The sequence below is a fragment of the Sphingomonas sp. Root720 genome, assembly GCF_001428605.1.
GTDB lineage: Bacteria > Pseudomonadota > Alphaproteobacteria > Sphingomonadales > Sphingomonadaceae > Rhizorhabdus.
Window position 1 is genome coordinate 610,307 of sequence record NZ_LMID01000011.1, and the last position, 14,768, is coordinate 625,074.

The window sequence follows — 14,768 nt, forward strand, 5'->3', positions numbered from 1 at the left end:
GGTTCATGCGCCTGCTTTTGATCGATGACGAACCACTGATTGGCGTTTTCATTCGGCGGGTCGCGGAGACGAGCGGTTTCGAGGTTCAGATCACCACCGAGCCGAACGCGTTCAAGGCAGCCTGTACCGCATTCGATCCCGACGTCATCAGCCTCGACCTTTCGATGCCGGATTGCGACGGGATCGAACTGCTGCGCTATCTGGCGGAAATCGGATGCCGGGCGCAGATCCTGATCGCCAGCGGCTTCGACCATAAGGTACTGGAGTCGGCGCGCGACCTGGGCGAGGCCCGTGGCCTCGCCATGGCGGGCGTCATCTCCAAGCCGATATGCCTCGCCGAACTGCATGCGCTGCTCGAAAGCGTGCGGGAAGCGTCGAGGCGTGACTGAGCCCCCGCCGCCGCCGGTCAGCATCGGCGCCTTCGCCGAAGCGATGCGCATCGGGCGGCTGTCGCTCGTCTACCAGCCGAAGGTCGTCATCGGTTCGAATGAGATATGGGGCGTCGAGGCGCTCGCCCGGTGGCACGATCCGGTGTGGGGCGACGTTTCGCCCGACATCTTCATTCCCCTGGTCGAGGAGGATGAACTCATCCATCCCTTCACACAATGGGTGGTTGCGACCGCTGCGGCGGACTGGGCCGACTGGCACCGGCGGGGGTTCACCACATGCATAGCCGTCAACGTCTCCGCGCGGAACCTCGGGAAGATCGACTTCCCCGATACCGTTGAGCGGATCTGCGCGGCGCATGGGATGCCCTGCGACCACCTGACGGTCGAACTGACCGAAAGCGCCACGCAGGATATGGTCCATCTGCTCGATACGCTGGGTCGCCTCCGGATCAAGCGGATCGGCGTTTCGCTGGATGATTTCGGGACCGGCTATTCCTCGCTCGTCCGCCTCAAGCAATTGCCCTTTTCGGAGGTCAAGATAGATCGCCTGTTCGTTACCGACGTGGACGTGACGAAAGCGGGCCGGGTGTTCATGCGGAATACGATCGACCTCGCCCACGAACTTGGCCTGCGCGTGGTCGCGGAGGGCGTGGAAACGGCGCCGGTAAGCAGGATATTGGCCGAACTCGGATGCGACCTGGGCCAAGGCTTCTATTTTGCCCGGCCCATGTCTTCGGCAGCGCTCCTGAAATGGGCCAACTTCTGATCGGGGATCGTCAGAGGCCGATCCCGCGCTTTCCCATCTCGGCGACGACTGCCTGGAGAAGGGGAGGCAGATTTTCCGTCTCCATGTCGGAAGCCGTTCGCCAGGTGTCGATCAGCTCTTCGTCGGTCATCTTGGCGGCTTCGGCGGCGAGCGCCGCGGGGTCGAGATCGGGCATGATGGAGCTCCTTGCCGATCTATAATCCTCTATCCCGCGGAATGATCCGCGACCGTCCGCGATTCATGCCGAGCCGCTATCGAAGACCGAAGATACGGCATTGGACGGTGGTCGCGCCGGTCGATGATAACCGACAGGATATCGGCAAGGCCGCCTCCCGCGCCGATCGCGGAGAATGGGATGGAAGATCCGCGACGGGCGTGGTCGCCGGACGACAGCGAGGAGCTTGGCGCCATGGGCATATTGCAGGATCGGGTGGTCGTGATCACGGGCGCGAGCTCCGGCATTGGCGAGGCCTGCGCCGTCGCCTTCGCCCGCAAGGGGGCCAAAATGGTCCTCGCCGCCCGGCGCGCCGACAGGCTGGACGCGCTGGTGGCGCGGCTCGAAGAGGCGGGTGGCGCGGCGCTGGCGGTGGCGACCGACGTGACCGACGAGGAATCGGTCGCGCATCTCTTCGCGCGCGCGGTGGACCGGTTCGGCGGGGTGGACGTGCTGGTCAACAATGCCGGCATCGCCGACAGCACGCCCGCCGACGAGCTCGAACTTGCGCACTGGCACAAGATCATCGACACCAACCTGACCTCCGCCTTCCTCTGCGCCCGCGCGGCGATCCGCGTCATGAAGCGCCGGGGCCATGGGCGGATCATCAACGTCGGGTCGATCTCCGCCCGTGTCCCTCGCGCCGAAAGCCCCGCTTATACCGCGAGCAAATGGGGCCTCGACGGCCTCACCCGCGCGCTGGCGATCGATGGCCGCGCGCATAATATCGCGGTTTCGATCATGCACCCCGGCATCGTCGCGACCGAACTGGGCGGTGGCGCCACCAAACGCCCCGCCGATCTCACCGCCGAGCCGGAGGATATCGCCGACGTGATCGTCCACATGGCCGACATGCCCGATCACCTCAATTTCTACGAAGCCCTGGTCGTCCAGAACAAGATTCCGTTCCTCGGCCGCGGATAAGCAGTCCCGCGCTCTTTCCCCGCCGGCCGCCGGCCATCGCCGCCAACCGGCCGTCGCGCGGCCGCCGGTTCGGACTCGACATCGCGGTGACGTCGATCGTCCCCGCCGGCGACTATCGGGACAGCTATCAGGGGTGGCGCGAGCTGCGCGGCATCGGTTCCGGGGCCATCCTCGTCCGGCCCGACACGCATGTCGCGTGGACGGCGCACGGCTTCTCGGTCGAGGCCGGCCGCGAGCTTCGGGATGGGGTGGCGACCTTGCTGGGACGCCAGCCGTAGCGCAGCGCTCTAAGCTGGCTCTGCCGATAGCGGATAGGCCCGGCCGACTGCGGGTTTCGGCCCCTCGTCGTCCTTGATCGGGAGAGAGGCGAGACGCCGGGCCTCCGCCGCGTCGAGGCCCAATGCGATCGCCATCCCCTCGGCAGCCAGGTCGATGTGATCATTGCCGACCTTTTCGACCAGTACCCGATGGATCGTCATGATCTGCATGCCCAGGCCGAGGTCGATCGCGACCGCCATAGGCATTCGCCGCAGCCGGCCGGTCTGGAAGGCGGCCTCGAATTCTGCGGCGATGAAATCCTTGGCGCCGGCGTTCAACGGCCCGGCCAGCGGCATCGTCCGCAGCAATATCCAGCCGCGCGCCGAATCCGCTACCGCGAAGCGGACGAACAGCCGGAAGAACAGGACGATCCGCTCGATCGGATTCTCCATGCCGTCGATCGCGCCAGAGATGACCGAGTTGATCGCGAAGGAAACGTCGTTGCCGACCGCGCGGAACAGTTCGTCGCGCGATTTGAAATGGTTGTAGAAGGTCCCGCGCGCCACCTTCGCTTCGGCGATGACGTCGTCGATCGTCGGCGCTTCGGCGCCATGGACGGCGAACAGCCGATAGGCGGCCTGCATCAGCTTGTGACGCGACTTGGCGCGCCGCTGCTCGCCTACCTCCACCCTGCGGGCGAGCTGGACGGGGTTCAGGCGCGACGAGCGGGCAGCCGTCTTGGCCTTGCGTCGGACCGGCTTGGCGGAATCGCTCGACTCCGGGCGCGACGCTCCATCCTTCAAAGATTCATTCTCCTTTGCCGCGGGTCGTGAAGGCCGCTGTCTTGACGATGTAGTTCAAGACCAACGAGCGCGCCACCCGGTCCGATCACGCCTGCGGAAAGGCCAACTGCATCGCGTGGCAGCAATATCCATCGCATTGATTTGTCTGAAACGCATATTGAAATATGGTCGACAATCATACAAGGTGGCCGCCAGTCGACTGGGAGGGTGCCGAATGGATCTGGAGAAGCGGGCGCTGGCCGCCGATTTGCTGCATGAATTCTGCTGGCGCGCGGACAGCGGGGCGGGGACGGGCATCGCCGAACTCTTCACCGACGACGCTACCGTGGCGACGCCGCATTTCCGCCTAGCGGGGCGCGAGCAGATCGACGCCTGGTTCAGCGAGCGCGCGAAGCCGGGCGAGCGAACGGTGCGCCATCTTCTCTCGAACCTTCGCTTCGACGAGCGCGAGGACGGCACGATGGAGGTCACCGCCTACTCGATGGTCACGATATTGCTGCCGACCGGTGAGGCCGCGCGGGTCGCGGTGGGTACCTCGACCGACGAGCTGGTCTTCGAGGGCGGGCGTGCGCTGTTCGCTCGTCGCCAGCTCGATATCGCTTTCGAGGGACGGCTGCCGGTGGACGGAGGCGCCGCATGAAGCTCGCGACGATATGGCTCGATGGCGCGGCTGCGCCGGCGATCGTCCGGGACGGGAGGGCGATCGCCTTCCGGCATCTGTCGCCGGAGCTGCCGGGCTCGATCGAGGCGCTGTTCGCCGGCGGCGAGGAGGCGTTCGCGCGATTACGCCGCGCGGCCGACCGGCCGGGCGAGGGGCTGTCGCTGGACGAGGTGCGGCTGCTTGCGCCGCTGTCTCGGCCCGGCAAGCTGCTCGGGATCGGCTTCAACTATGCCAGCCATGTCGAGGAGGTTCGCGCCAAGGGACTGCCGATTCCCGACCTGCGCAACCAGATCTGGTTCAACAAGCAGGTCAGCGCGATCACGGGCCCGTTCGATCCGATCCATCTGCCGGCCGTGTCCGAACAGCTCGATTATGAATGCGAGCTCGGCATCGTCATCGGCCGGCGTTGCCGCCACGTCCCCGAAGCCGATGCGCGCAAGGTCATCGCGGGCTATCTGGTGGGCAACGACGTCAGCGTACGCGATTGGCAGCTCAAGGCGCCGACCGCGACGCTCGGCAAGTCGTTCGATACCCACGCCCCGATCGGTCCCTGGATCACGACGGCCGACGAAGTCGCCGCCCCCGACGATCTCGCGATCCGAACGCTGGTCGACGGCAGGGTCGTGCAGGACGGACGGACGAGCGAACTGGTCAACGGCATCGATGCGATGATCGCCTATCTGACTCAGGTGATGACGCTCGAGCCTGGCGACATCCTGCTCACCGGAACGCCGAAGGGCGTCGCCGCCGGCCACACGCCGCCGACCTGGCTGCGCGAAGGGCAGATCGTCCGCGTCGAGATCGAGGGCCTCGGCCATCTCGAGAACCGGGTCGTGGCCGAACCCCTCGCCGAAACCACCTTCATCCAATGAGAAGAACCGCGATGTGCTGCCTGGAGGCAGGAGAATGAAGGCGGCGGTTCTCGACCGATTGGGCGCGCTGCCGCGCTTTGCCGATTTCGCCGAACCCGATGTCCGGGACGGCGAGACGCTGGTCAGGGTGTCCGCCGCCGCGGTCAAGCCGATCGACCGGGCGATCGCGGCGGGCACTCATTATGCCAGCCCGAAACTGCTGCCGGTGGTGTGCGGCATGGACGGGGTGGGCACCGACGCGCGGGGCGAGCGCGCCTATTTCATGGCGACACGCCGGCCTTATGGGGCGATGGCGGAGTTGGCTCCGGCCGCATGGACCGTGCCGGTGCCGGACGCGCTGGATACGGCCGCCGCCGCCGCGGTAGTGAACCCGGCGATCGCCGCCTGGCTGCCGCTCGACTGGCGCGGGCGGCTGGAGCCCGGCCAGTCGGTGTTGATCCTTGGCGCCACCGGCAATGCCGGCCGCATGGCGGTGACGGTCGCCCGGCTGCTTGGGGCCGGACGGGTCATCGCCGCCGGCCGCAACCGCGCGGTCCTTGCCGGGCTTGAGGCCGACGCGACCGTCGACCTGTCGCTGCCGCGCAAGGAACTGGTCGCGCAATTCTCGGCCGTGATCGGCGATGGGCCGGACGTGATCGTCGACTATGTCTGGGGCACGCCCGTCGAGGCGCTGCTCGAAAGCCTGGCGACGGGGGACCTCCATGCCGCTGGCCGGGGAACGCCGACCAGGCTGGTCTCGGTCGGGGAGATGGGCGGCGGCAGCATCACCTTGCCATCGGCCATGCTGCGCGGATCGCGGATCGAGTTGCTCGGCAGCGGCACCGCCAACATGCCGCCGCTCGACCGGATGAAGCGGATCACGTCGGACATATTGGCGCTGGCCGCGCAGGGGCGTCTTGCGGTGGACATCGAGACCTGGCCGATCGCCGACGTCGCGCAGGCCTGGCGGCAAGCGGAAGCCGCCGAACGGCGGCCGGTCGTCACGATCGGATAGACGGTGGAGGGGGGCGGCGCCCGATCCTTCTCAGGCCGGCTCGAATTCGCGAAGCCGGCTTCGCAGATTCTCCTCGACCGTGTCGAGATGCTCCTCGAACAGCCGTACCGCGCGGGCCTCGTCGCGGGCTACCAGCGCGGCGATGATCTCGTCATGCTGGTGCATGCCCTCGCTCGCGAGATGGGTGACGGTGCGATCGAGATTCTGCACCCGGATGATCTGGCGCGACGTGACCAGGTGGACGTCCGCCAGCGGTTCGTTGCCGCTGGCCAGGACGATCGCCCGGTGGACCGAATTGTTGAGCCTGAGGAAGTCGTGGATATCGTTCCGCGCCACGGTGTCGCGCATGTCCTCGTCGAGGCCGGCGATCCGGCCCAGCGTTTCCTCGTCGGCGTTGCGACATGCCAGGCGGACGGCCAGCAGCTCGAGCGCGCGGAGCAGTTCGAAATTCTGCATCGTCTTCTCGCGCGTCGGCGCTGTCACGACGGCGCCGCGGTTCGGCGTCACCTCGATCAACCCCTCCGCGACGAGGCTCTGGTAGGATTCGCGGAGCGGCGATCGCGAAATGCCATAGCGTTCGCACAGCGCGCGTTCCTGCAGCCGCGCGCCGGGGCGCCAAACCCCGTCGATGATCTCCTGCCGGAGGCGGTTGCAGACTTCGGACTGGAGGGAAGAGCGCTGGATGCGGGTGTCGTTCATGAACGCTGGGTATCGCATCCGGCATACTGTCGACAAGGTGCCATCCGTCGTCAGGCCCTGTGCATGTCCCAGGGCGTCTTCCCGTCCGGGAGTGTCGGTCGGCGGGTGATGGTGTCGAGGGGGATGCCGGCCTCGAAGTCGGCGATCATGGCTTCGGGGTCGAAGACGATGACCATGAAGTTCTCNTCAGGCCCTGTGCATGTCCCAGGGCGTCTTCCCGTCCGGGAGTGTCGGTCGGCGGGTGATGGTGTCGAGGGGGATGCCGGCCTCGAAGTCGGCGATCATGGCTTCGGGGTCGAAGACGATGCCCATGAAGTTCTCCTCATAGGCGCCCGAAGCGAAGAAGCGCTCGACGCCGTCGACGTCGAAGACGTCGTACTGGAGCTCGACCTTGGTGCCGTCGGGATCGCGATAGTACATCGAGATGGTCGGGCCGTGGTTGATCGTCCAGAAGGGTGCGATCCCCTCGGCCTTGAGCCGGCGATAGGTGGCGAGCAGGGCGCCGAGGTCCGCATAGGTGAAGGCGATGTGCTCGGGACCGGCATTGGCCATATCCTGATCCTTGAGGTCGGGCATGTTGATGATGCCGATGCGGTGGTGCTCGTCATCATAGGTCATGAAGCTGAGCTGCGCATTCTCGTAGGAGGGCTGCGCGTCGAGCACGCTCGACCACCACGCCTTGCTCGCCTCGAAGCGCGGCGTCCGGATCACCACATGCGCCAGCTTCGACGGCTTCACCGGCTCCGGATANGCGTCGAGCACGCTCGACCACCACGCCTTGCTCGCCTCGAAGCGCGGCGTCCGGATCACCACATGCGCCAGCTTCGACGGCTTCACCGGCTCCGGATAGGTGGCGGAAAGGCTCCGCGGCTCGGCGGTGGTCATGCTCGTCCTTTCGCGGTTCGCGGCTGACAGCGACATCCGTCGCTCATCAATCTGGATATTGTCGACCATAATACGATATTAATGTCAACAAGGGGTTGACGGATCGCGCCGAACATGGCTTGTTCAGGTTGTCCGATGGTCGACAATCATAAAGAACGCATCCGACAATGTTTACGAGCGGCGGGTGCGATCGGAGGATCGGGCGCAATGGCGCCACCAGGGAGGGAGCAGCATGAGGCACAAGAATCTTCGGCAAGCATGTCTGGCGGGCGCGGCGACGATCGCGCTGCTCGCGCCGCCGGCCATGGCGCAGGGCCTGCCGTCGCCCGCACCGGCCGGGGGGGAGCCCGCCTCGAGCGACATCGTCGTCACCGGTACGCGCGTGGTGCGCGACGGCTATCTCGCGCCGACCCCGACCACCGTCGTCGGCGTGGCGGAGATCCAGAAATCGTCACAGGTCCAGCTGGCGGACTATATCAACCAGCTGCCGCAGCTCTCCAATTCGCTGTCGCCGACCACCAATCGCAACGGATCGTCGTCGGGCGCGAGCTTTCTCAACCTGCGCGGCCTGGGGATCAACCGCACGCTCGTCCTGCTCGACGGCCGAAGGGTCACCCCCTCGTCGCTGACCGGCAATGTCGATTTCGCCCTGCTGCCGCAGGCGCTCGTACAGCGGGTCGACATCGTCACGGGCGGCGCTTCGTCGGCCTGGGGATCGGACGCGGTCGCGGGCGTCGTCAACGTCGTGCTCGACCGCGCGTTCAAGGGCCTCAAGGGCGAAATCGTCAACGGCATCTCGGACCATGGCGACGGCGGACAGTTCAAGGCGAACCTCAGCTTCGGGACGCCCTTCGCGGACGGACGCGGGCATTTCATCGCCAGCGTCGAGCATAGCGAGCTGAAGGACATTCCCCGGGCCGGCTCGCGCGGCTGGTACAAGGGATGGAACATCGTCAACAACCCGGCTTATGTCGCGGGCGGCTCCGCACCGATGCGGCTGCTGGTGCCCAATGTCGGCCTTTCGCGCTCGACGCCCGGAGGCCTGATCTCGGCGGGCCCGCTGGCGAACACCCAGTTCCAGGCCAATGGCCAGCCCGCGCCGTTCAATCCCGGCTCGGTCAGCGGCCTGCTCTCCTATGGCGGCGACGGCTATCTGGCGGGCCAGGACCAGCAACTGCTGACCCCGGTCAACTGGGACACCGTTTACGCGCGCGCCGAATATGAGGTTGCGCCGGCGCTCACCCTGTTCGCCGACGGCAATTATGCGAAGGCGGACTCCTCCTATTCGGTGCGGCTGTACCAGCGCGACGGCAATATCGCGATCAGCCGCCAGAACGCCTATCTCGATCCCGCGACGGCGGCGCGGATGGATGCGGCGGGGCAGACGAGCTTCCAGCTCGGCAAGATCCATACCGACCTTCCGGTGGCGAAGGTCAAGAGCAGCCGCGAGCTGATCGGCGGCGTGGTCGGCGCGACCGGCTCGTTCGGCGGCACCTGGTCCTACGACGCCTATTACCAATATGGGCGGACGCTGTTCGACACCGCCGCGATCAACAACGTCATCACCGCCAACTACAACAACGCGGTCGATGCGGTGGACCAGGGGCTGATCCGGAACGGGGTCGCCAACGGCAATATCGTCTGCCGGTCGAGCCTGGCGAACCCGGGCAATGGCTGCGTGCCGTTCAACGTCTTCGGCACGGGCAACATATCCCGGGCTGCAAAGGACTATATCCTTGGCGAGGCGACCCAGAGCACCGTCATCAAGCAGCAGGTGGCCGCCGCCAACCTGCGCGGCGAGCCCTTCAACCTGTGGGCGGGGCCGGTCTCGGTGGCGCTCGGCGTCGAATGGCGCAAGGAGGAGTATAATGCCCGGCAGCCGGATCCGACCTCGCTGGTCAACGGCTTTTTCCTCGGCAACTACAAGCCGTCGGCAGGCTCCTACAATGTCCGCGAGGGCTATTTCGAAGCGGTGGTCCCGCTGCTGGTCGATTCCGCGATCGCCAAGCGGGTCGAACTCGACGGCGCGGTCCGCTACACCGACTACAGCACCAGCGGCAGCATCGCCACGTGGAAAGCCGGCCTTTCCTGGGAGTTCGACGACCAGATCCGGCTGCGCGGCACCATCTCGCGCGACATCCGCGCGCCCAATCTTAACGAATTGTTCCTGGCCAGCGCGTCGCTCAACTTCGCGATCGTCGATCCCGTCACCGGCGGCAGCTATTCGGTACGCCGCGTCACCGCCGGCAACCGCGACCTCGGACCCGAGCGCGCCCTCACCAAGTCGGCGGGGATCGTCTACCGGCCGAACTGGCTGCCGGGCTTCTCGGCCTCGGTCGACGTCTATGACATCAAGATCGACGACGCGATCTTCACCCCCGACGCGCAGGTAGTGCTCAACCAGTGCCAGTCGGGGGTCCAGCAGCTCTGCGCCGCCATCACCCGCGGCGCGGGCAATCTCGTCACCGAGATCCGCGTGCTGCCGCAGAATGTCCTGTCCGAACGGGCACGCGGCCTCGACATCGACGCCTCCTACCGCGCCGGCCTGGGCGACGGGCAGCTGTCGATCCGTGCGCTGGCCAGCCATGTGTTCAAGCGCGAGGTCGACTCCTTCGGCACGCTCCTGCGCTATGACGGCGTGACCGGGGACGCGCTCGGCCTGCCGAAATGGCGCGCGCAGGCCACCGTCACCTATGATCTGGGCGGCCTCTCGACGACACTGACGGGGCGCTACGTCAGCGGCGGCGTCCTCAACAAGGCCTGGGGGCCGGCCGACATCGACGACAACAGCACCGCCGGCCGGACCTATTTCGACCTGTCGGCCAGCTACACCTTCGCCCGGACCCAGGGCACCGAGATGCAGATCTTCGGGATCGTCCAGAATCTGTTCGACACCGATCCTGCAGTGTCGGTCGCGACGAGCGGCAATGCCTTCAGCAGCGTCGGCACCAATGCCAGCTTCTTCGACACGATCGGGCGACAGTTTCGTGTCGGCGTGAGGTTCCGCCGATGAGGGCGGCACTCGCCGCCGTTGCGGCGGCGCTGGCGCTGAACGCGACCCATGCGGCCGCGCAGGCGAACATGGAAAGGTTCGCCGCCCCGCCGCCTTCGCGGGACGAGGTGATGCTGCAATCGGCCGACGAATTGGGCGAGACGCGGCATTTCTGCGCCGACGTGCCCGGCTTCGGCGTGCTGAGCGCGGGGCTGACCGGCTGGGAACCGCGCTGGCCGCTTGAGGTGCACAGCTGCAAGCTCGGCCTGCCCAAGTCGCATTATTTCTTCGTAGACCAGCTCGTGTCGCGCAGCGCCTTTATCGATGGCGGCCGTATCCGCTTCACCCGTTTCGATCTCTGTGCCGAGGTCCACCGTACCGGTGCCACGCCCGATACCGTCGTTCGGGAGGACAGCTGGGTGATCCTCGCGCCATGCAGCGACAGTCCGCGCCAGCGCTTCACGATGGCGGCCAATGGCGAGATCCGCTCGCAGGCGGACGGCGCCAAATGTCTGACCATCGGCGTCGAGGCACATGAGGCGGGCAATCGTGTGCCCGGGCAGCCCTGGCTCCAGCGCGCGCTGACCGTCAGTAGCTGCTCGCTCGCCGAGGCGCCGCGCCAGTCCTGGCGCCTTTCGGCGCCCGGCCCCGACCCTTCCTGAACCCAGCGACGCCGCAATTACGAAACGAGGGGAATGCATGATGAGACCGATCGCCAAACTGGCCCTGACCCTGGCCGCCTCCACGCTCGCGGCCGCCGGCGCGCAGGCCGCCCAGCTCGTCCAGGCAAGCCCGAGCGTCTGGTGGGTGAAGGGCGACCGCCCGGGTGCCGCGATATCGAGCGTGATCGTGACCAAAGACGGCTTGATCGTCATGGACGCGACCTGCCGCAGCGAGGGCAACGCGATATGGCTAAAGGGCGAGCTCAAGAAGCGCTTCAACCTGCCGGTGCGCTACGTGATCGAAAGCCACGACCATGAGGACCATATCTGCGACCTCGACGTGTTCGACGACACGGCCGTCACCGTCGCGCACGACAAGAACCGCGAGGCGATCGTCCGCGAGGGGCGCAACACCTCGGTCCCCGACATCACCTTCAGCAAGGAACTGACGATCTGGCTGGGCGGCAAGCAGGTCAGGCTGCTCTATTTCGGGCAGACCCACAGCGACAACCTGATCCAGGCCTATCTGCCCGACGAGAAGGTCCTGATCGCCCCCGACTTCATGCAGCGCGGCAAGGGGCTGATCCCCGACTTCCGCGACATGGACGTCGACAACATGCTCGACACCTGGAATTACGTCTATCGGATGTACGACATCGACGTGATCATCAACGGTCACGGCGGGATCTCGCCCAAGAGCGATATTCTCAACAACATCGAATATGTCACCGCGCTCCGCAAGGCGGTGCTCGACGAGATGGTCAAGGGCACGCCGCTGCCGAAGATGATCGACACCGTCACCATGCCCGCGTTCAAGGACTGGCGCGGCTATTCGATGTGGCTGAAGGCCGACATCGTGACGATGTGGGATTATCTCTACCGCAAGCGCGAGCCCAATGTCGGCCCGATGCACGGCGCTTGGCAGAATGTCGTGGACAAGATCATGAACGGTGCCGCCGAAGCGACCAACACCGCCAATCCGAACGCCGCCGAGGAGTGATGCGGACGGGATGGGGGCGCGTCCTCCCATCCGTTTTCCCGCGACGATGGAGAGGATATGAGCGAACAGCCCCGATCGGTCCGCCGGGCGATCAACCCGCCGTCGATGCCGGCGGCCCCGGGATGGAGCCATGCGGTCGCCGCCGGCGGCTGGCTGTTCGGTAGCGGGCTGATGGCGACCGACTATCGCGACGGCCTGCGCGTGGAAGCCAGGATCGACCCCGACCGGCCATGGTCGAGCGAGCCGCTCGACCATGAATCGCGGCTGATCCTCGACGATCTCGGAGCGATCCTCGAAGCGGCGGGCTGCGACCGGCGGCGCGACCTGGTTCGGCTTTGGCAATGGATCCGCGCGCGCTATCCCGACGACGCGATCTATGCGGCGGGCGAGCCCGCCTGGCCGGCCTTCCCGTCGGGCACGCCCTATGCCCGCAACCTCGCCGCGATGGTCGGCGATCAGCTGCGCTCGTCGACCGGCATCGGCGTGCGCCAGCTGGCGGTGCCCGAGGCGCTGCTGTCGGTCGACTTCATCGCGGTCGAGCCGCGTCCCGGCGTCGAGAAGCAGGGCTTCGCCATGCCCGACGACGTGCCCCAGCCCAGGATCGGCTATTCGCCCGCGACGCGGATCGGCGACTGGGTGTTCCTCGCCGGCTTCGGCGCGACCGACTTCAAGGGCGACTGGATGGCGACCGCGCATATGGGCAAGCCCGGCATGGTCGCGCCCGAGGCGCGGGTGAACCCCTATATCTGGCTGGGCTCCGAGATCGAGACGCAGACCGACTATACGCTGAGGACCCTGGCGAAGATCGCCGCGGCGGCCGGCACCAGCCTGGCCCGCTGCGTGAAGGCGGACGTGACGCTGCGCCACCCGTCCGATGTCGCGGGCATGGAACGCGTCTGGCGCCGCTATTTCCCCGACGAGCCGCCCGCCCGCAACCTCGTCACCGGCGCGGAGCTGGTCGTGAAGGGCGCGCGCGTCGAGATCGCGCTGCTCCTGCTTGCCGACGATTCCGGTCTCTCACGGCGCAGCATCACCCTGACGGACGGGCCGGCGCCGCCGGGCCATGCGCCGCACGCCGTCCATGCCGGCGATTTCCTGTTCACCAGCGGGCTGCTCGCGCTCGACGAAGAGGGCAGGGTGCCGGCCGCCTGGCGCGCGGGCACCGGCGTCCCGCATTTCCGTTCGCCCGCGCGGGAGCAAACGGAGGCGATCCTGCAGACGCTCGCGCGGCTGTGCACGGAAGCCGGAGCTACCCTCGCCGATGTCTGCAAGGTGCAGGCCTTCTTCGATGACCTCGCCCACCTGCCCGAGATGCTGGGCGGCTGGCGCGCAGCCTTTCCCCAGGACCCGCCGGCCTTGTCGGTGATGGCGATGGGCGGCGGCGACCCGCTGATCGCACCCGGCGCGGTGATGCAATGGGACGCGATCGTCCACGCGCCCATCCGCTGACCTCTTTCGACGGAGATCGTAACGCATGACCGCCGCCCGCACCTTCTGGATCTGCTTCGCCGTCGCGATGCTCGACGGCTTCGATACGCTGGTCGTCTCCTTCATCGCCCCCGCCTTCGCGAGCGAATGGGGGCTGGGCGAAGCGCAGGTCGGCAGGATCTTCGCGGCGGGACTGGTGGGCGCCGCAGCCGGCGCGATCGGCGGCGGCGTGCTGGTCGATCGTATCGGCCCCCGGCGGACCCTGCTCGGCTGCATCGCCCTGTTCGGGCTGCTGACTCTGGGTTGCGCGATGGCCCCCGACATGGGCACGCTCACCCTGTTGCGATTCCTAGCCGGCCTCGGTCTCGGCGGTGCGATCCCCGCCATCTCCGCGTTGGCGGCGGCGACGGTGGGGGCCGAGCGCCGCAGCGCGACGGTGACGCGCATGTTCCTCGGCTTTCCACTGGGCGCCGTGCTCGGCGGCATGACGGTCGCGGCCATGATCGGACCGTTCGGCTGGCGATCCGCGCTGTGGTTGGGCGGCCTATTGGCGTTGCTGCTGGTGCCGATCGTCTGGGCCCGGATCGAGGATGTCCGACCGCGGTCGCACCTTCCCGAAGCGGCCGGACCGGTGCGCGAACCGGTCCTCGGCGGCGGGCGTCGGATCGCGGGGCTGTCTCTGTTCGCGGGCGCCTTCCTGATCCTGCTCGTCGGCTATTTCCTCATTTCCTGGGCGCCGACCATCCTCGTCCGCGCGGGCGCGACGCCCGAGCGGGCGATCGTGGGCGCGGTGCTGCTCAACGTCGGCGGCATCGTCGGGGCGCTGGCGCTGACCCGCCTGCTCGACCGGCTGGGTCCGTTCCGGGTCGCCGGGCTGACCCTGCTGGCCGGCGCCGCCTTCACCGTCGCGCTCGGCGCCCGGCTTCCCAGCGCGGTCGTCGCGACCCCGTTGCTGGTGCTGGCGGGCGCCACCGTCATCGGCGCGCAACTGACGCTGCCGTCGCTCGCGGCCTCGCTGTTCCCATCCGCCGCGCGGGGCCGGGGCGTGGGGCTGACGATGGGCGTCGGCCGGCTGGGATCGATCGCCGGGCCGCTGATCGGCGGCGAGATGCTTGAGGCCGATCTGTCGGACCAGGTCCTGTTCGCCTGCATCGCGGTGCCGGTCCTGCTGAGCGGCCTGGCCCTCCGCTTCGCGCATGCGCGGCGCCCGGCGGGCTGATC

Annotated in this window: 16 protein-coding genes; 12 read left to right on the forward strand and 4 right to left on the reverse strand. The window is 67.3% G+C overall.

What is annotated here, in order from left to right:
• The first annotated feature begins 5 nt into the window (after positions 1 to 5).
• Positions 6 to 389, forward strand: a complete 384-nt coding sequence (locus tag ASE22_RS13620; RefSeq protein WP_056360245.1) for a response regulator — start codon at positions 6 to 8, stop codon at positions 387 to 389.
• Complete coding sequence (locus ASE22_RS13625) at positions 382 to 1,155, forward strand: EAL domain-containing protein (RefSeq protein WP_056360247.1); 774 nt, start codon at positions 382 to 384, stop codon at positions 1,153 to 1,155. The genes ASE22_RS13620 and ASE22_RS13625 overlap by 8 nt, the downstream gene beginning before the upstream one ends.
• A gap of 10 nt (positions 1,156 to 1,165) precedes the next feature.
• On the opposite strand, the gene ASE22_RS27315 is transcribed toward ASE22_RS13625, so the two are convergent.
• Entirely contained in the window at positions 1,166 to 1,330 is a 165-nt protein-coding gene (locus ASE22_RS27315; RefSeq protein WP_200933172.1) for a hypothetical protein, read from the reverse strand.
• Between the two features lie 180 nt (positions 1,331 to 1,510).
• Between ASE22_RS27315 and ASE22_RS13630 the strand changes: the two genes are divergently transcribed.
• Together ASE22_RS13630 and ASE22_RS13635 are read left to right on the forward strand one after the other, a co-directional pair.
• On the forward strand, positions 1,511 to 2,293 hold the full coding sequence (locus ASE22_RS13630; protein WP_235536347.1) for an SDR family oxidoreductase: 783 nt from the start codon (positions 1,511 to 1,513) through the stop codon (positions 2,291 to 2,293).
• A gap of 86 nt (positions 2,294 to 2,379) precedes the next feature.
• Positions 2,380 to 2,571 carry an aromatic-ring hydroxylase C-terminal domain-containing protein gene (locus ASE22_RS13635; RefSeq protein ID WP_056360250.1) on the forward strand — a complete coding sequence of 64 codons (192 nt, stop codon included), beginning with the start codon at positions 2,380 to 2,382 and terminating at the stop codon, positions 2,569 to 2,571.
• 9 nt (positions 2,572 to 2,580) lie between these two features.
• Here ASE22_RS13635 and ASE22_RS13640 read toward each other — a convergent pair whose 3' ends face one another.
• Positions 2,581 to 3,354, reverse strand: coding sequence for a TetR/AcrR family transcriptional regulator (locus tag ASE22_RS13640; protein ID WP_056360253.1), 774 nt, complete (start codon positions 3,352 to 3,354; stop codon positions 2,581 to 2,583).
• Between the two features lie 214 nt (positions 3,355 to 3,568).
• Between ASE22_RS13640 and ASE22_RS13645 the strand changes: the two genes are divergently transcribed.
• From ASE22_RS13645 to ASE22_RS13655, 3 genes are read left to right on the forward strand one after another with little or no spacing between them, the layout of a single operon-like run.
• Positions 3,569 to 3,994, forward strand: a complete 426-nt coding sequence (locus tag ASE22_RS13645; RefSeq protein ID WP_056360256.1) for a nuclear transport factor 2 family protein — start codon at positions 3,569 to 3,571, stop codon at positions 3,992 to 3,994.
• Positions 3,991 to 4,887, forward strand: a complete 897-nt coding sequence (locus ASE22_RS13650; RefSeq protein WP_056360259.1) for a fumarylacetoacetate hydrolase family protein — start codon at positions 3,991 to 3,993, stop codon at positions 4,885 to 4,887. Before ASE22_RS13645 ends, ASE22_RS13650 begins: the two co-directional genes overlap by 4 nt.
• A gap of 34 nt (positions 4,888 to 4,921) precedes the next feature.
• Positions 4,922 to 5,881 carry a quinone oxidoreductase family protein gene (locus tag ASE22_RS13655; protein ID WP_056360262.1) on the forward strand — a complete coding sequence of 320 codons (960 nt, stop codon included), beginning with the start codon at positions 4,922 to 4,924 and terminating at the stop codon, positions 5,879 to 5,881.
• Between the two features lie 30 nt (positions 5,882 to 5,911).
• Here the strand turns inward: ASE22_RS13655 and ASE22_RS13660 are convergent, their stop codons facing one another.
• Positions 5,912 to 6,580 carry a GntR family transcriptional regulator gene (locus ASE22_RS13660; RefSeq protein WP_235536348.1) on the reverse strand — a complete coding sequence of 223 codons (669 nt, stop codon included), beginning with the start codon at positions 6,578 to 6,580 and terminating at the stop codon, positions 5,912 to 5,914.
• A gap of 186 nt (positions 6,581 to 6,766) precedes the next feature.
• A partial coding sequence (locus ASE22_RS13665) for a VOC family protein (protein ID WP_235538157.1) occupies positions 6,767 to 7,330 on the reverse strand: 564 nt, incomplete at its 5' end.
• 367 nt (positions 7,331 to 7,697) lie between these two features.
• Between ASE22_RS13665 and ASE22_RS13670 the strand changes: the two genes are divergently transcribed.
• Genes ASE22_RS13670 through ASE22_RS13690 form a run of 5 tightly spaced genes read left to right on the forward strand, consistent with a single transcriptional unit; the run spans position 7,698 to position 14,766 of the window.
• A complete protein-coding gene (locus ASE22_RS13670) occupies positions 7,698 to 10,478 on the forward strand; it encodes a TonB-dependent receptor domain-containing protein (protein ID WP_056360268.1) in 2,781 nt (926 codons plus the stop codon).
• Positions 10,475 to 11,119, forward strand: coding sequence for a hypothetical protein (locus ASE22_RS13675; RefSeq protein ID WP_056360271.1), 645 nt, complete (start codon positions 10,475 to 10,477; stop codon positions 11,117 to 11,119). Before ASE22_RS13670 ends, ASE22_RS13675 begins: the two co-directional genes overlap by 4 nt.
• 37 nt (positions 11,120 to 11,156) lie before the next feature.
• On the forward strand, positions 11,157 to 12,119 hold the full coding sequence (locus ASE22_RS13680) for an MBL fold metallo-hydrolase (protein ID WP_056360274.1): 963 nt from the start codon (positions 11,157 to 11,159) through the stop codon (positions 12,117 to 12,119).
• Between the two features lie 57 nt (positions 12,120 to 12,176).
• Positions 12,177 to 13,568 (forward strand): RidA family protein, encoded by a 1,392-nt coding sequence (locus tag ASE22_RS13685; protein WP_056360277.1) that lies wholly within the window; start codon positions 12,177 to 12,179, stop codon positions 13,566 to 13,568.
• Positions 13,569 to 13,593: 25 nt separating this feature from the next.
• A complete protein-coding gene (locus ASE22_RS13690; RefSeq protein ID WP_056360279.1) occupies positions 13,594 to 14,766 on the forward strand; it encodes an MFS transporter in 1,173 nt (390 codons plus the stop codon).
• Positions 14,767 to 14,768 lie beyond the last annotated feature (2 nt).